At 69.9% G+C, this 19531-nt stretch carries 18 protein-coding genes; 13 read left to right on the forward strand and 5 right to left on the reverse strand.

Going from position 1 to position 19531, the window contains the following annotated elements; all coding sequences use genetic code 11:
* From lptG to ABL310_RS00755, 6 genes are all read left to right on the forward strand, one after another.
* Positions 1-1086: an LPS export ABC transporter permease LptG gene (lptG, locus tag ABL310_RS00730; RefSeq protein WP_349369812.1), complete on the forward strand. Its 1086-nt coding sequence runs from the start codon at positions 1-3 to the stop codon at positions 1084-1086.
* Positions 1086-3602 carry an LPS-assembly protein LptD gene (locus ABL310_RS00735; protein ID WP_349369813.1) on the forward strand — a complete coding sequence of 839 codons (2517 nt, stop codon included), beginning with the start codon at positions 1086-1088 and terminating at the stop codon, positions 3600-3602. Before lptG ends, ABL310_RS00735 begins: the two co-directional genes overlap by 1 nt.
* A 3-nt stretch (positions 3603-3605) precedes the next feature.
* Complete coding sequence (pdxA, locus tag ABL310_RS00740; protein WP_349369814.1) at positions 3606-4631, forward strand: 4-hydroxythreonine-4-phosphate dehydrogenase PdxA; 1026 nt, start codon at positions 3606-3608, stop codon at positions 4629-4631.
* 10 nt (positions 4632-4641) lie between these two features.
* On the forward strand, positions 4642-5508 hold the full coding sequence (rsmA, locus tag ABL310_RS00745; RefSeq protein ID WP_349369815.1) for a 16S rRNA (adenine(1518)-N(6)/adenine(1519)-N(6))-dimethyltransferase RsmA: 867 nt from the start codon (positions 4642-4644) through the stop codon (positions 5506-5508).
* Between the two features lie 120 nt (positions 5509-5628).
* The gene (locus tag ABL310_RS00750; protein WP_349369816.1) at positions 5629-7413 is read left to right on the forward strand and encodes a tetratricopeptide repeat protein; all 1785 of its coding nucleotides are present in this window, start codon (positions 5629-5631) and stop codon (positions 7411-7413) included.
* Positions 7414-7420: 7 nt separating this feature from the next.
* The gene (locus ABL310_RS00755; protein ID WP_349369817.1) at positions 7421-8377 is read left to right on the forward strand and encodes a 4-(cytidine 5'-diphospho)-2-C-methyl-D-erythritol kinase; all 957 of its coding nucleotides are present in this window, start codon (positions 7421-7423) and stop codon (positions 8375-8377) included.
* Here ABL310_RS00755 and ABL310_RS00760 read toward each other — a convergent pair.
* From ABL310_RS00760 to ABL310_RS00775, 4 genes are all read right to left on the reverse strand, one after another.
* Positions 8314-8613, reverse strand: coding sequence for a hypothetical protein (locus tag ABL310_RS00760; RefSeq protein WP_349369818.1), 300 nt, complete (start codon positions 8611-8613; stop codon positions 8314-8316). The genes ABL310_RS00755 and ABL310_RS00760 overlap by 64 nt on opposite strands.
* 171 nt (positions 8614-8784) lie before the next feature.
* Positions 8785-9483, reverse strand: coding sequence for an HAD family hydrolase (locus tag ABL310_RS00765; protein ID WP_349369819.1), 699 nt, complete (start codon positions 9481-9483; stop codon positions 8785-8787).
* Positions 9473-10294 (reverse strand): hypothetical protein, encoded by an 822-nt coding sequence (locus tag ABL310_RS00770; RefSeq protein ID WP_349369820.1) that lies wholly within the window; start codon positions 10292-10294, stop codon positions 9473-9475. The genes ABL310_RS00765 and ABL310_RS00770 overlap by 11 nt, the downstream gene beginning before the upstream one ends.
* Positions 10278-10712 (reverse strand): hypothetical protein, encoded by a 435-nt coding sequence (locus ABL310_RS00775; protein ID WP_349369821.1) that lies wholly within the window; start codon positions 10710-10712, stop codon positions 10278-10280. Before ABL310_RS00775 ends, ABL310_RS00770 begins: the two co-directional genes overlap by 17 nt.
* A 106-nt stretch (positions 10713-10818) precedes the next feature.
* Here ABL310_RS00775 and ABL310_RS00780 point away from each other — a divergent pair, with 106 nt between their 5' ends.
* The 7 genes from ABL310_RS00780 to gyrB all read left to right on the forward strand — a co-directional run bounded on the left by ABL310_RS00780 (position 10819) and on the right by gyrB (position 18907).
* Positions 10819-11565: a methyltransferase domain-containing protein gene (locus tag ABL310_RS00780; RefSeq protein WP_349369822.1), complete on the forward strand. Its 747-nt coding sequence runs from the start codon at positions 10819-10821 to the stop codon at positions 11563-11565.
* Positions 11555-12772, forward strand: a complete 1218-nt coding sequence (locus ABL310_RS00785; RefSeq protein ID WP_349369823.1) for a radical SAM protein — start codon at positions 11555-11557, stop codon at positions 12770-12772. The genes ABL310_RS00780 and ABL310_RS00785 overlap by 11 nt, the downstream gene beginning before the upstream one ends.
* A 56-nt stretch (positions 12773-12828) precedes the next feature.
* The gene (locus tag ABL310_RS00790) at positions 12829-14076 is read left to right on the forward strand and encodes an MFS transporter (RefSeq protein ID WP_349369824.1); all 1248 of its coding nucleotides are present in this window, start codon (positions 12829-12831) and stop codon (positions 14074-14076) included.
* A complete protein-coding gene (locus tag ABL310_RS00795) occupies positions 14073-14975 on the forward strand; it encodes an MFS transporter (RefSeq protein WP_349369825.1) in 903 nt (300 codons plus the stop codon). The genes ABL310_RS00790 and ABL310_RS00795 overlap by 4 nt, the downstream gene beginning before the upstream one ends.
* On the forward strand, positions 14972-15163 hold the full coding sequence (locus ABL310_RS00800) for a hypothetical protein (RefSeq protein ID WP_349369826.1): 192 nt from the start codon (positions 14972-14974) through the stop codon (positions 15161-15163). The genes ABL310_RS00795 and ABL310_RS00800 overlap by 4 nt, the downstream gene beginning before the upstream one ends.
* A gap of 214 nt (positions 15164-15377) precedes the next feature.
* Positions 15378-16304, forward strand: a complete 927-nt coding sequence (locus ABL310_RS00805; RefSeq protein ID WP_349369216.1) for an integrase core domain-containing protein — start codon at positions 15378-15380, stop codon at positions 16302-16304.
* Positions 16305-16480: 176 nt separating this feature from the next.
* The gene (gyrB, locus tag ABL310_RS00810) at positions 16481-18907 is read left to right on the forward strand and encodes a DNA topoisomerase (ATP-hydrolyzing) subunit B (protein WP_349369827.1); all 2427 of its coding nucleotides are present in this window, start codon (positions 16481-16483) and stop codon (positions 18905-18907) included.
* On the opposite strand, the gene ABL310_RS00815 is transcribed toward gyrB, so the two are convergent.
* Complete coding sequence (locus ABL310_RS00815) at positions 18864-19403, reverse strand: DUF6538 domain-containing protein (RefSeq protein ID WP_349369828.1); 540 nt, start codon at positions 19401-19403, stop codon at positions 18864-18866. The two genes, gyrB and ABL310_RS00815, sit on opposite strands and share 44 nt — an antisense overlap.
* Positions 19404-19531 lie beyond the last annotated feature (128 nt).

A 19531-nucleotide genomic window follows, 5' to 3' on the forward strand; every position in this document is an offset into this window, starting at 1 on the left:
ATGGTCGGCGCGACCTTCGGCGGCTACCTCGCCATACGCTTCGTGCGCACGATCCTCGGCGTCTTCCTGACGGTGTTCGTGCTGGTCTACGTGCTCGACTTCGTCGAGGGGCTGCGTCAGGCGGGCGATGCGGAGAACGTCGGCGCCGCGGAGATGGCGCTCCTGTCGCTCCTGCGTACGCCGGCCGTGGCGGAGCAGGTGCTGCCGTTCGCGGTGCTGTTCGGGGCGATGATCACGCTCCTCAACCTGTCGCGCAAGCTCGAGCTGGTGGTGGCCAGGGCGTCCGGCGTCTCCGCCTGGCAGTTCCTCGCCCCGGGCGTCCTCGTCGCGGTGGTGATCGGGCTCTTCGCGGTCCTCGTCTACAACCCGCTCGCCTCGACCTTGAAGCAGCAGGCCAGCGCCTGGGAGGCGCAGCTCTTCGCGCGCCCTGAAGGGCTCGCCGCGAGCCGGAACGTCTGGATCCGGCAGCGCAGCCCCGAGGGGACGGCCATCATCCGGGCCGAGGGCGCCGTCGAGGGCTCGACGCGCGTGGCCCGCCTCACCGCCTTCGTCTTCGATCGGGAAGGGCGATTCGTCGAGCGCATCGAGGCGCGCGAGGGCATGCTGCGCGAGGGCTTCTGGGAGCTGACGGACGCGCGGGTGACCGCGCTCGACGTCGAGCCGCAGAGCTATGCGCGCTACCAGCTCGCCTCGAGCCTCGCGCCGGATCAGCTGCGTACCAGCTTCACGCCGCCCGATTCCGTGCCCTTCTGGGCGCTGGACGACATCGCCGAGTCGACGGAGCGCGCCGGCCTCGACGCGACGCGCTACCGGCTTCAGCGCGAGGCCTTGATGGCGCGCCCGCTCCTGTTCGTCGCCATGATCCTGGTGGCGGCTTCCGTTTCCTTAAGATTCTTCCGGTTCGGTGGCGTGGGGCAGATGGTTCTGGGTGGCGTAGCGGCAGGATTCCTGCTTTATGTGGCGACGGAGCTGATGGAAGACCTCGGCGGATCGGGTCTGGTGGGGACCACCCTCGCCGCATGGTTTCCGGCAGCGGTAGGGAGTTTGCTGGGCGTGCTCGTGCTGTTGCACAAGGAGGACGGCTGATGGCCGCCTTCCGGGCGCGCCGGCGCGGGACCGGGATGGGACGGGTGAAGTACGGAATCGCACGGCTGGCCCTGGCGACCGCCCTGGGGGCCGCTTTCCTGCACGGCCCCGTGCTGGCCCAGGGCACGCTCGCCGATTCGTTCGCGCAGGACGCCGCTGCCGATCCGAACGCCCGTCTTCTCGTCGAGGCCGACCAGATCGTCTACGACAACGATCGCGACACGGTAGCGGCGGTCGGCAACGTCGAGATGAACTACGACGGCCGCACCCTGCAGGCCGATCGCGTCGTCTACGATCGCAATACCGGGCGCGTCTTCGCCCAGGGCAACGCGCGGCTCGTGCAGGCCGACGGCACGGTCGTGACCGGAGAGCGCTTCGAGCTCACCGAGGATTTCCGCTCCGGCTTCATCGATTCCCTGCGCGTCGAGCAGACGGTCGTCGAGAACGGCCGCACGGCCACGGGTCGCTTCACCGCGCCGCGCGCGGAGCGGATCGAGGGCGAGCAGCTCGTCTTCGAGCGCGGCACCTACACGACCTGCGAGCCCTGCGCGCGCAATCCGCAACGCCCGCCGCTGTGGCAGGTCAAGGCGGCGCGGATCATCCATGACAACGAAGAGCGCACGATCTACTACGAGAACGCGACGCTCGAGTTCGCCGGCGTCCCGATCGCCTACGTGCCCTATTTCTGGTCCCCCGACCCGTCGGTGCGCCGCAAGACGGGTTTCCTGACCCCGACCGCGATCGTCTCCGAAAAGCTCGGCAACGGCGCGCGGGTGCCGTTCTTCATCAATCTCGCGCCCAACTACGACATCACGCTGCGGCCGGCCTACCTGTCCCGGCAGGGCGTCCTGGGCGACGTGCAATGGCGCCACCGGCTGCTGACGGGCTCCTACTCGATCCGCGCCGTCGGCATCTTCGAGAACGAGCCCGACGCCTTCAACCGGTCGAAGCCTCCGGAGGGGTACGACGACGCGCGCGGCATGATCGAGTCCGTCGCGCGCTTCACCATCAATCCCCGCTGGAGCTTCGGCTGGGACATCACCCTTCTGTCGGACCGGTTCTTCCTGGAGGATTACGGTCTCGCCAGCGAGAACGTCACCTCGACCTACCGCAGCGAGGCGGTCTCGACCGTCTATCTCACCGGGCAGGGCGAGCGCTCGTTCTTCGACGCCCGCGCCTACTATTTCGAGGGGCTGTCCTCCGCCGACTTCCAGAAGCATCAGCCGGTGGTCCACCCGGTGGTGGATTACGACCGGCGATTCGCGGCGCCGGAACCGATCGGGGGAGAGCTCGGCCTCACGGCGAACCTCACGAGCCTGACCCGCGAGGCGGCGCAGTTCCAGGGGCTGAACGGGAACGCTCGGACCGTCGTGACGCCGGGCCTCGCCGCCGACTACCGGACCTGCACCGTCTACGATCGCGACTGCCTGGCGCTCGGGCTGTCGGGCAGCTACACGCGCCTCACCACGCAGGCCAGCTGGCGGCGGCGCTTCGTCGACGGGATCGGCCAGGCCTGGACGCCTTTCGCCTATGCGCGCGCGGACGGGATCTGGTTCTCGCCGGACACGCAGGGCTTCGAGAACGCGAACATCCGCAGCTTCACCGGACGCGACGACAGCTTCTACGGCCGCGTTATGCCGGCGATCGGCCTGGACTATCGCTTCCCGCTCGTCGGCTCGATCGCCGGCGGCACCCAGGTGATCGAGCCCATCGTGCAGGTGATCGCGCGGCCCGACGAGATCCATGCGGGCGAGTTCCCGAACGAGGACGCGCAGGGCCTCGTCTTCGACACCTCGACCCTGTTCGAGTGGGACAAGTTCTCCGGCTTCGACCGCACCGAAGGCGGCGTGCGGGCGAATTACGGCGTTCAGTACACGTTCAACGGCGACAACGGCGTGTTCGTCCACGGCGTCTTCGGCCAGTCCGCGCAGCTCGCCGGCCGGAACTCGTTCCGCGAGGACGGGCTGGTCAATGCCGGCCTCTCGTCCGGGCTCGACCGGCGTTTCTCGGATTACGTCGGGCGCCTGGAGTTCCGGCCGCATCAGGACCTGCGCTTCGGCGCACGGGCGCGCTTCGACCGGGAGGATTTCTCGATCGAGCGCCTCGAGGCCGACATGGCGGGCCGGCTGGGGCCGCTGACCGGCTCCGTGCTCTACGCACGCTTCTCGCCGCAGCCGGAGCTCGGCAATTCGCGAGCGCGTGAGGGCGTCGTCGCGTCGGGCCGGCTGAACCTCGACGAGAACTGGTTCCTGTCGAGCGCCGTGACGCTCGATCTCGACAAGTACCGTCAGCAGGCGACCGGCGGGCTCAACAGCCAGGCGATCGCGTCGTTGGCGGTCGGCGCGGGCTATGTCGACGAGTGCACGACGTTCACCGTGACGCTCACGTCGACCCCGGTGAGCGGCACGACCGGCGGCTCGCGCTACAACCGCACCCTCCTGGCGCGGCTCGAGCTGCTGACTCTGGGCGAGGTCGGCGTCTCGCAGGACCTCGACCAGCGCGACGGGCGCGATTGAGCCATGAGCGCGGCGCGTCCCGCTCCCCTCGCCCTCACCCTCGGGGACCCGGCCGGGATCGGCCCGGAGATCGCGCTCGCCGCATGGCGGGCGCGGGAGGCGCAGGCCCTGCCGCCCTTCGCGATCATCGCGGATCCCGCGCATCTGGAGCGCGTCGCCGCCGAGCTCGGCGCGCCGACGCCGGTGAAGGCCGTCGCGACCATCGAGGAGGCGCCGGCGACCTTCGCCCAGGCGCTTCCCGTGCTGCCGCTCGAGGCCCCGGTCTCTGCGACGCCCGGCCGGCCCGACAGCGCCAACGCCGCCGCCGTGATCGAATCGATCGACCGCGCCGTCTCCCTGGCGCAGGCGGGGCGCGCCGGCGGCGTCGTCACCTGCCCCATCGCCAAGGCCGTGCTCTACGAAGCCGGGTTCGCGCATCCGGGCCACACGGAATATCTCGCGGCGCTCGCGGCGAAGCCCGGCGAGGCGCCGCCGCTCTCGGTGATGATGCTCTGGAGCGAGGGGCTCGCCGTGGTCCCGGTGACGGTGCACATCGCCCTCGCGGACGTGCCGGAGGCGCTGACGCGCGAACGCATCCTCGCCACGGCGCGGATCGTGGCGCACGACCTTCGCAGCCGCTTCGGCGTCGCCAAGCCGCGTCTCGCGCTCGCGGGTCTCAATCCGCATGCCGGCGAGAGCGGGGCCATGGGCCGCGAGGAGATCGAGATCATCGCGCCCGCCATCGCGACGCTGCGGGAAGAGGGGATCGACGCCACCGGGCCCCATCCGGCGGACACGCTGTTCCACGCGCGCGCCCGGTCGACCTACGACGCCGCGCTCGCGATGTATCACGACCAGGCGCTCGTCCCGATCAAGACCATCGCCTTCGACGAGGCGGTGAACGTCACGCTCGGCCTGCCCTTCGTGCGCACCTCGCCGGATCACGGCACGGCCTTCGACATCGCGGGGAAGGGGATGGCGCGGCCCGACAGCCTGATCGCCGCGATCCGGCTCGCCGGGCGGCTCGCGGCGCGCGAGCGCGCGGCATGAGCGCGGCCCCATGAGCGCCATCGACGACCTCCCGCCGCTGCGGGAGGTGGTGCGGGACTTCGACCTCGCGCCGAAGAAGCAGCTCGGCCAGAACTTCCTGTTCGACCTCAACCTGACGAGCCGCATCGCCCGCGCCTCAGGGCCGCTCGCCGGCGCGCGGGTGCTGGAGGTCGGCCCCGGCCCCGGCGGGCTCACCCGCGTGCTTCTCGCCGGCGGCGCGGCGCATGTGGTGGCCGTCGAGCGCGACGCCCGCTGCCTGCCGGCGCTGGCGATGATCGCCGAGCGCTATCCGGGCCGGCTCACGGTGGTCGAGGCGGACGCCGCCGCCTTCGACCCGCGGGCTCTGCTCGAGAACGGCCCGGGGGAGGGGAGGCCGCGGATCGTCGCCAACCTGCCCTACAACGTCGGCACCCAGCTCCTCACCGGCTGGGTCGCGACGCGGGACTGGCCGCCCTTCTGGGAGAGCCTCACCCTCATGTTCCAGCGCGAGGTGGCCGAGCGCATCGTCGCGGACGAGGGCGACAGGGCGAATTACGGCCGCCTCGGCGTGCTCTGCGGCTGGCGCACGCAGGCGCGCATCCTCTTCGACGTGCCGCCCTCCGCCTTCGTGCCCCCGCCGAAGGTGACCTCCAGCGTCGTCCAGCTGATCCCCCGCCCGGACCCCGCGCCCTGCGACGTCCGCGCGCTCGAAGCCGTCACCGCCGCCGCCTTCGGCCAGCGCCGCAAGATGCTGCGCCAGAGCCTCAAGGCGCTGGGCGTCGACCCGGCGGGGCTCGTGGAGGCCGCCGGCGTGCCGCCGACGGCGCGGGCGGAGGAGGTGGGGGTCGACGGGTTCGTCGCGATGGCGCGGGCCTTTGCGGCGGCGCGGGGCGCGTGAGCCCCGCGACCTCATCCCGCCTTGCTCCCGCCGCGCGAACGGTCCATGGTCGCGCGTGATCGAGGACCCCGCGCGCCCCATGTCCTTTCGCGACGGCGCGCGACAGCGGAGCCATTGCCCTTGCTCGCTTTCCTGAACGGACGTTCCCGCCGCCCCGGCCTGCGGACGCTCGCCGCGGCGCTCGTCGCGACCACGCTCCTCGCCGGCGGCCTCGCCCCCGCGCAGGCGCGCGAAGGCGGCGCGGTGGAGCCCGCGCGCACGCTGGAGGGCAACTACCTCGCCGGCTACATCGCCGGCCTCGCCCGCGATCCCGCGGCGGCGGCGACCTTCCTGCGCGAGGCGATGCTGGAGGACCCGGAGAACCCCGAGCTGCGCGAGCGCGGATTCGTCGCCTTCCTCGCAGACGGCGCCATGGACGACGCCTTCCGCGTCGCGACGCGGATGCTCGAGGACGATCCGGACAACGGCCTCGCGCGGCTCGCGCTCGGCGTGCGCGACCTCAAGGCCGCGCGCTGGGACGATGCGCTCGGCCGCTTCGAGGACGCGTCCGGCGCCCGCGCCGCGGACCTCACCGCGACGCTGCTCGCCGCCTGGGCCCATGCCGGCGCCCGCGAGGACGCGGCCGCGCTCGAGGCGGTGGACGCGCTCGCCGGCGAGCCCGCCTTCGAGATCTTCCGGCTCTATCACGGCGGGCTCCTCGCCTCCTTCCTGGGCCAGCCCGACGAGGCGGAGGCGCGGCTCTCCGCCGCCTACGAGATGCAGCCGACCGCCCTCTCCGTCGTCGACGCCTATGCCCGCCACGTCTCCCGGCGGGGCCGGACCGAGGAGGCGATCGGCATCTACGAGACCTTCCTCGAGCAGGTGCCCCGCCACCCGCTGGCGGAGGCCCGCATCGCGTCCCTGCGCGCCGGAGAGCGGCCCGAGCGCCCGGCGCCCTCGATCGCCGAGGGCGCGGCGGAGGTGCTCTACGCGCTCGGCTCCGCCGGCAACATGCAGGGCGACGAGATGCCGGCGATCATCTATCTCCGGCTCGCGCTGCATCTCGCGCCCGAGCACGCGATGACGCTGATCACCCTCGCCGACGTGTTCGAGCGCATGGACCGGCGCGACTCCGCCATCGCGCTCTACGAGGAGGTGCCGCGCGGCTCGCCGCTCCACGTCACCGCCGAGATCGAGATCGCCCACGCCCTGGAGCGGCTGGAGCGCAACGCCGAGGCGGAGAGCCGCCTGCGCCGGCTGATGGCCGAGCAGCCGGACGATCTCGAGGTCGTCACCGCGCTGGCGAACATCCTGCGCGTGCGTCAGGACTGGCGCACCGCCGCGCGATACTACACGACCGCCATCGAGATGATCGGCGAGCCCACCGCGGCGCACTGGACGCTGTTCTACTTCCGCGGCGCCTCCTACGAGCGCGCCAAGGAGTGGCCGAAGGCCGAAGCGGACCTGAAGCAGGCGCTCGATCTCGTCCCCGATTCGTCGCCCGTCGGGCGCGCCCAGGTCTTGAACTACCTCGGCTATTCCTGGGTCGACATGGGGATGAACATCGAGGAGGCCTTCGAGATGCTGCAGGAGGCCGTCGCGCTCTCGCCGCGGGACGGGATGATCATCGACAGCCTCGGCTGGGCCTATTATCGGCTGGGCCGCTACGAGGACGCCGTGCGCGAGCTCGAGCGGGCCGTGGAGCTCAAGCCCGAGGACCCGGTGATCAACGACCACCTGGGCGACGCCTATTGGCGGGTGGGGCGGCGGCTCGAGGCGCGCTTCCAGTGGCAGCACGCGCTCGACAACGATCCCGACGAGGAGGAGCGCGAGACGATCCTGCGCAAGCTGGACGTCGGCCTCGAGGACGCGCCCGCGCCGGCCGCCGCGGAAGCGCCCGGCGGCGGCGGGGCCGACGGCGGTTGATCCCGCCGTGGCCGCGCCGGTCTCGCAGGACGTCCTCGCCGCCTTCGCCCCGGCCAAGGTGAACCTGACGCTCGCCGTGCTGGGGCGGCGGGACGACGGCTACCACCTGCTCTCGAGCCTCGTCGCCTTCGCCGAGATCGGCGACGACCTCGTACTGACGCCGGGCGGCGCGCTCTCGCTCGTCGTCGACGGCCCGGGCGCGCGGGCGCTCGCCGGCGACCCCGACAACCTGGTGACGAAGGCCGCCCGCGCGCTGGCCGCGCGCGTCCCCGGCCTCACGCTCGGCGCCTTTCGCCTGACCAAGCGCCTGCCCGTCGCGTCGGGCATCGGCGGCGGCTCCGCCGACGCGGCGGCGGCCTTGCGCCTTCTCGCGCGGGCGAACGGGCTCGCCCCGGACGACCCGCGCGTCGTCGACGCGGCGCGGGACACCGGCGCGGACGTCCCCGTCTGCCTCGCGGGGCGGGTGTGCGTGATGGAGGGGGTCGGCGAGGCGCTCGGGCCGGCGCTGCCCTGCCCGGCGCTGTCGGCGGTGCTGGTCAATCCGGGCGTTCCGGTCGAGACGCGCGCGGTGTTCCGCGATCTCGCTCTCCCGCCGGGCGAGACGCTGTCGCGCCCGCCCGCACCGACGCCGTCGGCCGGGGACACGCCGCGCGACCTGATCGCGCGCCTGCGCGAGGCCGGCAACGACCTCGAAGCGCCGGCCACGCGCCTCGCCCCCGCCATCGCCCGCACGATCGACGCCGTGGCGAAGACGCCCGGCTGCCGGCTCGCCCGGATGTCGGGCTCGGGCGCGACCGTCTTCGGCCTCTTCGAGACCGACGCCGCGGCGGCGTCCGCCGCCGCGCGCCTCGCGACGGCGCGACCCGGCTGGTGGACCGTCGCGACGCGGCTGGGCGCGGCTCAGGAGGTCCCGCCGACGGTGCGCAGGGCCCCGATCAGGGCCCCGAGCACCGCCTCGCCCTGATCGGAGAAGAACACCCGGTTCTCCTCGACCTTGACGAGCCCGGCCTCGCGCAGCTCCGCGATCGCCTCCTCGTCGGCCTTGTGCCCGGCCCCGTCGCGGCGCACCACGCCGGTGACGGGCTCCCCGCTCTCGAGCTGGTGATAGGCCGCGAAGGCGAACACGGCGAGCGCCTTGTCCGACAGCGGCGGCGGGTTCTGCGGATCGGCCTGCGCCTGAGCGGTTCCCTTCTCGGGCATGGGGGGCTCCTCGTCCGTTGGCACCGTGAAAGCGGGACAACGCGCGAGACGGCGGAAGGGTCGGCCGGGGCAGATGGCCGCGGCCGATCGGCCCCGAGGGCTCGGCCATGCACACGGGAAGCGGCATCGGCGTACGGCGAACGATCGGCATTCGCGTTTGAAGAGGAAGCGTCAGGCTGGAGCGAGGGCCTTCACGAGATCGGCAAAGCGTGTGATCCGCTGTGCGCCCGCCGGGGGCGGCTCCGCAGCCGCATCATGCTGCCAGGGCGTCTCGGCGGGAATCCAGATCGCGGACAGACCGGCTTTCAGCGCCGGGTGTATGTCCGATCGCAAGCTGTTGCCGATCATCGTCGTTCGCGCAGGGTCGAGGCCGTGATCGTGGCACAGGCCGTAGAACGCTCTTGCGTCCTTGCGTTGAACGATGCGGACGTCCTCGAAGAACGACGCGAGGCCCGAAAGGTCGAGCTTGTGCTTCTGCTCGCCCGGGATACCGCGCGTGAGCACGAACAGCCTGTGGCCGCGCCTGTGCAGCTCCCCGAGCGTCTCCTGCACGCCCGGGAAGAGCGGGGGCGGCTCGTTGGCAAGACGATCGTAGAGACCGCGGTAGGCCCCGAGCACATCCTCGCGTAGATGCGGGTACTCGGGAAATGCCGAGAGCGTCTCTGCGAGGCTGTAGGTATAGCTCGCGAAGCCATAGCCGATATGGGGAATGTTGCGCTCCTCCGCTTCCAGGAAGCGGGCGATGAAGTCGCTTTGCGGCCCGGCGATCCGGGTCACGATTGCGGCGATCTCCCGCTCGAAGGCCTGGAGCGTCGCCTGCTCGTCCCAGAGAGTGTCGTCCGCGTCGAAGATCAAGGGGTCAGCGGCCACGGCTTTCCTCCGCGTAGGCGAGCGCGAGCCCGTCTGCGACGTTTGCGTCGCTCGCAAAGAAATGATCCAGCTCGCGCACTCGGAGGGCGGCGAGAACGATGCAGTTCGAGGCGACCGCGCCGGTCATCCAACGCGGCCCGAAGGGCGACAGCTGCTCGAGCGCCTCCGGCTCCGTTCCGGCGAGACGTGTGGCCAGCCGTCGGAACACGGTGGCGTCACAGCGCCCATCGGCGTCGAGCCGAACTCCCAGCGCGGTGAGGTAGGTCGCCTCACCGCCCGTATAGACGAAGGGCGCCTGCGCGCGGGGCATGCGATCGGCGAGCCAGGAGACGCATGCGTCCATGCGCCGCTCCGCGACCGCCAGGTTGAGGCCGAAGCGTGCGTTCAGGTCCGAGATGCCGAAGTCGAGCATCGTATGCGCACCGTCCGCGGCAGCGATCTGAATGCTCCCGCCTCCGGCGTTGAAGACGTCGCGCCCCGTTGTCGAGCCGGCGAAGGCACGGGCGATCAGATCCAGCTCGCGCTCCTGGGTCACCGTCTCGTAGCGCCAGCGACGTGCCGCACAAAACTCCTCGATCTGCGCCCGCAGCCGAGGAGAGCGACGCGCGAACGCGGTACCGATGGCCAGGAACGGCTCTGGCGCCCCCAGCATCCGTCGACCCAGGTCCTCCAGCGCGGCTTCGATGTCGGTGCTACTGGTAGTCGGTTCCAAGGGACACCAATTGATCGAGGCAATTTGCGATCTAAGATTGCTGCAATCTGAAATGAAGATCTTTATCGACCGACTTCCGAAATCAACGATGGTGGGCATGATGATACCTCGTCTTGACTGCTTCAATGAGCTCCGGCCCAAAAACTTGCTCCAGAGTTCGAGAATATGCAGCGATATTCGGATCGTCTGCCGGCTCCCACGTCAACACCTGGAGACCATGCGCGATCGCGTAGCCGATTTCGAGAGTGGCGGCTTTACCGATGTAACCATCTATATTGCACACGGTCAGGAATGATGATCGTCTAATTTTTGCAAATACAGCATCTTGCAAAGTTCGGTGATCTTCAATAGGGTCATTATCAAGAATTATGAACTCCTCGCCCTCGTTGATAGCTGCGCTACCGATCGGAGACAGGACGTCGACGCGCCTCGCTTCCAGCTCATCCCGAAGGATGTAGAGCTGACTAAGATGTTTGCGGAAAGATCCGGATATGACTGTCACCAAACGGTCGGACATACTTATCTCCTTTCAACCTTCGGTTCGGTATCATGGAGCCTTCTAAATCGCAACCTTGATCAAATAGTTTTTCCTTATTGCATCTAGCGCGTGTTCGGATTGTAGTATGATCCCGCGTCAGCTCTGTACATTAACCGGCTGTGCAGCCGGGAGGAGTCGCCATGCGACTTCAAAAGCAACTTCCTTCGATCTTGCGCCGGCCGAGCAGCTCTTGTCGCGCCTGCGCAAGCGTGCGCATCCCTACCAGGTCGCGTTCGCCGGGCTGGACCTGCGCATCGACGAGAACGTCTTCTTCTGCCCGCAGCATACGAAGACGTCGGCGATCATGCTGGCGTGCCTGGAGGAGATCGAGCTTCCGCGAGAAGCGCGGGCACTCGACGTGTTCACCGGCTCGGGCGTCTTCGCCCTGTATCTCGCCAAGCGAGGATGCCGTGCGCTCGGCGTCGACATCCTGCCCGCCGCAGTACGATGCGCGCAGCACAACGCGGCCGCCAACGATCTCGCCGACCGCGCCAGCTTCGTCCTGGGCGATGGCCTCTCTGGGGTGATCGACGAAGGGCCGTTCGACGTCGTGACCGCCTGTCCGCCTCTCCTGCCGGGCCGACCGAAGCACCCGCTCGAAGGCGCGCTCTTCGACGAGCGGCTCGGGGCGACGCACCGCTTCATCGCGGATCTCTCCCGCGTTCTCGCTGCGAACGGACGCGCCTACCTGTTCCTATCCGACGTGTTCGCCCGCGTCGGCAACGATCTCGAGGCCCTCGCCCGCGCTGCGGGACTGGTCTCCCGGACGGCATTTGCGCGCGACGTGGGCTACGAGGTCTACTCCGTGATCGAGCTGCGCCATGCAGGTTGACGGTGCAACGGCGCTGCGGTCCTTGCGGGCGCGCATCCTGCCGCTCATCGATCCGCAAGCGCAGCCGCTCCCGTCCGCACCCCACACCGCCTTCGCCTGGCCGACGCGGCTATGCTCCATCGGCTGCGCCCATTGCAGCTTCGGAGCTCGGAAACGCGGCCCCTCGGAGGCCCGGCTCGTCGCGGAGCATCCGGTGGACCTGGTCGATTGGCTGATCGCGGCGAAGGCGCGACGTCTCGTGATCTGCGGCGGCGGCGAGCCGCTCGACGAGCCTGCCTTCGTACAGGAGGCTCTGCGCCGATGCGCCGAGCGCGCCCTGCCGGTGGAACTGTACACCGCCGGGATCTCGCTCCTCCACGCGACGTCGCCGGCGGATGCGATCGCGGCATTGCGCGCGGCGCACGCCGGTGCGGCGACACCGCTCGCCGTGCGGCTCAGCGTCGATGCGTTTCACGAGGAGCGAGTCGGCCTCGAGCACGTCGTGCGGTGGATCCAGGACCAGGAGCGTCTCGCACCCGAATGGCGTCTGTCGCTGCGCGGGATTCGCGTCGAGGGGGACGGCAGCATCGAACGCTTGGCTGCGCGGCTCGGCGCGAGCCTCGAGCGGTCGGCGAAGGGGAGCGGCTGGATGACGCTGCGCTCCGGCCGGCGGGTCCTTTGCGAATGGAAGGGCTTCGTGCTCGAGAACCGCGGAAGCCTCGCCGTCCTCGCGAGCCGCGGCCTCGCGCTTCCTTCGGCGGAGCGCGAGACGCTCGCCTCTATGAACCACGACGGCCGCAACGTAGGGCGCCCGTTCTCCGCACGCTTGACGGTGACCAACCGGAGAATCGATCTCGAGATCCACGCGTGCGGGACGGTCAACATCCTGGAATCCCAGGCGGCGGACCTGCGGATGCGCTTTCTCGACCACTCCTGGAGCGGCATGCGATCCGCCTATTTTCGCGACCCGTTGCTGCATCGGATCGTGGTTCATGATCTGCCCGGAATAGCCGAGCTGATCGCCGCGGCACACGGGGCCGGTCTCGGGGGACCCGGCGTGCCGGCTTTCAGCCTGCAGAACCTCAGGGATCCGGACGTGCTCAATGCGATAACGGCGCTCGCCGTCTTCGAGGAGACCGGCGGATTCACCTATCCGCCGGCGGTCCGGGACGCGGCGCGGTGCGTCGTCGATGCGTACGGGCTGACGCCTCCGGCCGCCGCGAAATGACCGCGCGCTTTCCGAGAAGACCGCGAACCTGGCTCGTGCCGCTTCGGAAAGCGTTGATGGACAACTCACGCCTGCTCGCCGCTCGCGCGCTGGTCTCGATGTCCTTCTATGCGGTGATGCCGTTCGCGGCGGTCGCCGTGAGCCCGATGCTCGGCCTCGCACCTGCGGGGAGCCTCGGGCTCGTCGCGATCGCGGCACTCGGGGGACGCTTGCTGTCGTGGCCGATCGGCCGGCTGACGGACCGGCTGGGTGCAGGCTCGATACTCTGGTCAACTGCAGCTGCAACCGGGGGCGCTGGAGCATGGGCTTTCGCGGCGCCGTCCGGGGCGAGCGCCCTCGCCTTCCTGCTCGCCCTCGCGACGCTGAATCCAACGGCTAACGTCGCCCTGCGGGTGCTCGTCGCGAGGCGCAATCGGCCGCGGAGACGCGCCCAGGCGTTCGGGCTGCTCGGAAGCGCGAAGACGCTCGGAATCGCCGCCGGCCCGGCGGTCGTCGGGCTCTTCTTCGCCCCGGACGCCTGGATCGTCGTCGTCGGGACCGCGCTGGCCTCCCTGACGCTGATCTTGTTTCTCGTCCCGATGACGACCGAGCCCGGTCGTCCGGAGGCACCGGTCGGGCGAGCGGGCCATCCGGCGAAAGGGGCGGCGCTGCCGAAGGGGGTCCCGGCGCTGATCGCGGCGATGTGGATCCTGGTCTGGACGGGTCTCAATGCGATAACGGTCGGGCTTGCGACGTTGTACGCCGTGCACCATGCCGACCTGCGCGCGGCCGCCACCTTCCTCGTCGTCCAGTCCCTGCTGTCTGCGGTCCTCCTTGTCGTCGCCGGCGTGGCGCTGGCGCGCGTCGACCTCTTCGCCAGGACGAACCTGTTCGGAGCGACCGCGATAGGCGTCCCGCTCGGGCTTCTCCTGCTCGGGGTCGCGCCCGCCGGAGCCGGCCTCGCCATCGCCCTCGTCGTCGCCCTGATCATCGCCGCCAGCGAGGCCGTCACGGTCCCCGCGCTCGACACCATCGTCGCCGAAACGGCGACCACCACGCTCGGCGGAGGCTTCGGGCGCCTCGCCACGGTCGAGGCCGTAGGCGTCGCCGCAGGGCTCGGGCTCGCGGCAATGCTCGCGATCGAGCACTCCCTCTGGACGGTCGCCGGCAACTGGGCGCTCGCGGGCGCGCTGATGTGCGCGGCTGCTGTCGCGATCGCGCTCGCGATCGCCGAACGCCTCAAGGCGGTCGACCGGGTCGCCGTTTACCGCCCGGGCGCGGAGGCGGCGGAAGCCTCGACGGTTCGCACGGATCGCATCGAATGACCCTGAACCGTATTCTAGTGCTGGCAGCGATCTATTGTGCCGGGGTCGGCGCGGCGGCACAGATCTCCAAGCTCATCCCGGTCCTGGGCGCCGTCCAGGAGTGGTACGACGTTACCCTTCCCGCAGCGACGCTCCTCGTCTCGGTAATCGGTGCCGGCGGGCTCGTCTTCGGAATGGTCGTCGGCGATCTCGTCGTCCGCGCCGGGCTCGCACGTTCACTTGCGGCGGCGGCCTTCGTCGCCCTCGCGGCCGGTCTCGCGCTGACGTTCGCACCGACTTTCCCGGCTCTAGGCGCGATCCGGGTGCTGGAAAGCACGGCGCATCTCGTTGTCGTGACGGCGGCGCCGGGCCTCATGTCGCGTATCGCACCCGCCGAGCACAGAACCACCGTCCTGGCGATATGGGCGAGCTTCTTCGGCGTCGCCTTCGTCGCGAGCCAGGCTCTCGCCGCTACCGGATTCGCCTCGGCCGCGCCCGCCACCTTCCTTCGCGTCCATGTGATCCTCTTCGTCCCCTTCATCCTCGCGCTGGCACTTGCGCCGCTGAGAGGAGCCTTGCGCGACGAGCGCCGTGATCGATCGATCGGAAGGGGCCTGCCTCCGCTCGCCGCCTACGTGCCGATACGCCTCGATGCGGGGGGCCTCGCCGCCCTGTCCTTCGCCTGCCATTCGGGGACGACGACGGCGCTTCTGACGCTGTTCCCCGGTGAAGCAGCTCTGCGTTACGGCTTACGCCCCGAAGCTGTCGCCTTGCTCTCGGTGTCGCTGCCAGTGGTCTGGCTGATCGCGACCCTCGGAGCGAGCGCGGTCCTCCGACGCTCGAGTGCAACGACGGCGCTCGTCGCAGGATGCGTCATCGTCCTCATCGCCCTCGCTATTCCGGGCACGTGGCCCGCTTGAGCGGGTGCTACACGCAGCTCGGCAATGCCGGCATCCTGGTGACGGCCCCGGTCGTGGCTGCATTGATCCCGCATCTGGGCACGATGGCCCTGCCGCTCTCGGCCGGGGCAGCCACGCTCGGCATCCTCGCGTTCCAGCTCGCATCCCGGCGGGCACAGGTAGGCGGCGCCGGAGTGGCTGGCGCGTGAGCCACCCCGAAGCCCCCCCCCCTGTGTAGGGTCGGACAGAAGTGAGACGCTGAGGCCTTGAACGGGATCGGGGATCCCGGAAGCTTGGGTTTGCGACAACACGAGCTTCAGGAGATCCCCGATGCAGGTTTTCGGCCTGCCCCGTCAGGTTATCAGAAACGGTCGGGTCGCGTCGCGTCTCATCGGCGCGAAGACCTTCGATATCGCAGCGACGATGAGACGCGACGCGGTGATGCGCTGGCGTCGTGCGATGCGCGCCGGGCTCGGGGCCGAGGAGGCCGCGCAGGCCGTCGGCGTGCCGCGCTCGACGCTGTATCGCTGGGAGAAGGACCCTCGGCCGCGCAGCCGTCGCCCGCACCGGATGCGAGCCAAGTCCTGGACGTCCGAGCTGGTCCGCGCCGTCGAGCGCCTGCGCGACGACTACCCGATGTGGGGACGCGCCAAGATCGGGCCGCTCGTGCGCCTCGAAGGCTTCGCCGTCTCCGACAGGACGGTGGGGCGCATCATCGCCCACCTGGTCGCACGCGGACGCGCCCAGCCCGTCCCGATCGCCCGCAAGGCCGCCAAGACCAAGCGCTGGACCGCCAGGCGCCGTCATGCCCTGCGACTGCCCAAGGGACTGAAGGCCGACGCGCCCGGCGCCATCGTCCAGATCGACACCGTCTACGTCCAGATCGCGCCAGAGTGCCACGTCAAGCACTTCACCGCCTATTGCCCCGTCGCCAAATGGACCGTCGCAAAGGCTTTCCGGCGCGCCACCGCCAAGGCCGCCGCCCTCTTCCTCGACAAGGTCCTCGCCGAGATGCCCTTCCCGGTGAAGGCGATCCAGGTCGACGGCGGCTCCGAGTTCAAGGCCGAGTTCGAGCAGGCCTGCGCCGACAAGAACCTCGTCCTCTACGAGCTCCCGCCCAAGAGCCCCAAGCTCAACGGCGGCGTCGAGCGCTGCAACGCCGCCTGGCGCTACGAATTCTACGCCGTCTACGACCTCCCCGCCGGCGTCGAGGCCCTCAATCCCCATATCGACGCCTTCCAGCACCTCTACAACCACCACAGACCGCATGGAGCCCTTGCCGGACGACCACCCGCCGCGTACCTCTCCAAACCAGCTGCCGGGAGCCCCGCCGCGTCTCATATGTGCTGACCCCGGACACCCACGTGCATCCCCCCAAAAACCCGTGTATAGAAGGCACCCGGGCGCGCGCGCGTGTCGCGCGGAGGGTGAAAAATCAAGCCGCAGCGCCTACATAACTGAGACGAATCGAACTCGTGAGGGGGCGCTCCCGCCGCATGTCCGCGGCGCGCCTCAGGGACCCGTTCATGGCAGAGCCTGCGACCAATCTCGACACCGACGCCTACGGCGCCGAATCCATCAAGGTGCTGAAGGGCCTCGACGCCGTCCGCAAGCGCCCGGGCATGTATATCGGCGATACGGACGACGGCTCGGGCCTGCACCACATGGTCTACGAGGTCGTCGACAACGCCATCGACGAGGCGCTCGCCGGCCACGCCACGGCGGTGAACGTGACGCTCAACGCCGACGGCTCGGTGACGGTCTCGGACAACGGCCGCGGCATCCCCACCGACATCCATTCCGGCGAGGGCGTCTCGGCGGCCGAGGTCATCATGACCCAGCTGCACGCGGGCGGAAAGTTCGACCAGAACTCCTACAAGGTCTCCGGCGGCCTGCACGGGGTGGGCGTCTCGGTCGTGAACGCGCTCTCGACCTGGCTGCGCCTGCGCATCTGGCGCAATGGCAAGGAGCACTTCATGGAGTTCCGCGACGGCGTGCCGGTGGCGCCGCTCGCGGTCGTGGGGGACGCGAACGGGCAGCGCGGCACGGAGGTGTCGTTCATGCCCTCGCAGCAGACCTTCACCATGGTAGAGTTCGATTACGGCACGCTGGAGCACCGCCTGCGCGAGCTCGCCTTCCTGAACTCTGGCGTGCGCATCATCCTCTCCGACAATCGCCATGCGGAGAAGAGGCGCGAGGAGCTGATGTACGAGGGCGGCACGGAAGCCTTCGTGCGCTATCTCGACCGCGCCAAGTCCCCGCTCGTGCAGCAGCCGATCATGCTCAAGTCCGAGCGCGAGGGCATCGCGGTCGAGGTCGCTCTGTGGTGGAACGACAGCTACCACGAGAACGTGCTGTGCTTCACCAACAACATCCCGCAGCGCGACGGCGGCACCCACCTCGCGGGCTTTCGCGCCGCGCTCACGCGCCAGATCACGAGCTACGCCGAGTCGACGGGTCTCACCAAGAAGGAGAAGGTCTCCCTCACCGGCGACGATTGCCGCGAGGGGCTGACCGCGGTCGTCTCCGTGAAGGTGCCGGACCCGAAGTTCTCCTCGCAGACCAAGGACAAGCTCGTCTCCTCCGAGGTGCGCCCGGCGGTCGAGAACGTCGTCAACGAGGCGCTGCGCGACTGGCTGGAGACGCATCCCGCCGAGGGCAAGACCATCGCCTCCAAGGTGGTCGAGGCCGCCGCCGCCCGCGAGGCGGCGCGCAAGGCCCGCGAGCTCACCCGCCGCAAGGGCGCGCTCGACGTCGCCTCGCTGCCCGGCAAGCTCGCCGACTGCCAGGAGCGCGACCCGGCCAAGTCCGAGCTCTTCATCGTGGAGGGCGATTCCGCCGGCGGCTCGGCCAAGCAGGGCCGCGCGCGCGAGTACCAGGCGGTGCTGCCGCTGCGCGGCAAGATCCTCAACGTCGAGCGCGCGCGCTTCGACAAGATGCTCTCCTCCCAGGAAATCGGCACGCTGATCACCGCGCTCGGCACCGGCATCGGGCGTGAGGAATTCAACCCGGACAAGCTGCGCTACCACAAGATCATCATCATGACGGACGCGGACGTGGACGGCTCCCACATCCGCACCCTTCTCTTGACGTTCTTCTTCCGGCAGATGCCCGAGCTCATCGAGCGCGGGCACCTCTACATCGCGCAGCCGCCGCTCTACAAGGTCGGCCGCGGCAAGAGCTCGATCTACGCCAAGGACGAGCGGGCGCTCGAGGACTACCTCATCGAGACCGGCATGGCCGACGCGCAGCTCAAGCTCGCGACCGGCGTGACCTTCCAGGGCGAGCAGCTCAAGGCGCTCGTCGACGAGGCCCGCACCGTCCGCAACATCATCAACGGGCTGCACAGCCGCTACCGGCGCTTCATCGTCGAGCAGGCGGCCATCGCCGGCGTGCTGCGCCCGCAGCTCGTCGACGATCCGGAGGCGGCGCAGAAGGCCGCGGACTACGTCGCCCGGCGCCTCGACGCGATCTCCGAGGAGACCGAGCGCGGCTGGACGGGGGAGGTCCGCGAGAGCGGCTTCGTCTTCACCCGGACGCTGCGGGGCGTCACCCAGGTCGAGGCGCTCGACGCGGCCCTGCTCGAGAGCCAGGACGCCCAGCGCCTGGACGAGCGCGCCGGCAAGCTGCAGGACATCTACGATCGTCCGGTCGAGCTGGTGCGCAAGTCCGACACGCGTGTTCTCTACGGGCCGATGGCCCTGTTCGAGGCGGCGATGGCGGTGGGCCAGAAAGGCATCACGCTCCAGCGCTACAAGGGGCTGGGCGAGATGAACCCGGACCAGCTCTGGGAGACGACGCTCGACCGCGAGGTGCGCTCGCTGCTCCAGGTGAAGGTCAAGGACGTGGCCGATGCGGACGACCTGTTCGTCAAGCTGATGGGCGACGTGGTGGAGCCGCGGCGCGAGTTCATCCAGGACAACGCGCTGAGCGTGTCGAACCTCGACGTGTGATTGCCTGTATGGCGAGCACCGGAGGGAACACGTTCGTCGGCATGACGGCGCGCGCCCCAGCGCGCGGCATGCCGCTGCGGCGCACGAGCATGTCGTCGACGCGGGCGTCGAGCCCGCGCTCAGGCGGGCGCCCTCGTCCATCCGCGCGCCGTCGCCGCCCAGCCGGGCGCCACGGCGAATGCCGCCTTCGCCGAGCCAGCGCCGCTCGATAGAACTCTCCCGCGAGCGCGACGATCTGCTTGTGTGTGCGGCGCAGCGGCGCGGGAGCCCTCGCTTCGGAGACGCCCTCGGCGCGCTCGAGCGCGGCCCAGGCGCCGGCCCCCTCGGCGGCCACGAACCCGTGGCGTTCGCGGGCGAGCGCCGGGTCCTTGGTCCTGAGCGAGCGCTTGACCTCGCTCTTGCCGACGAGGGCGCGGAGCCGCTCGGGAACGCGCTTGCGGAACTCGTAGACGCCGGTCTTCGGGTGCTTTCTCGGGCGGGTCATGAACAGGACCATGTGGACCACCTTCGTGCACCAAAGGCGAGGTGGAAAGCCGAGGTCCTGCTTGGATTTGGCCTGAACGTAGGGTTTCAGGCTGGTGCTGCCGGAGAGGATTGAACTCCCCAGCTTGCGGGTAGAACCCA

Source organism: Salinarimonas sp. (assembly GCF_040111675.1).
Classification (GTDB): Bacteria; Pseudomonadota; Alphaproteobacteria; order Rhizobiales; family Beijerinckiaceae; genus Salinarimonas.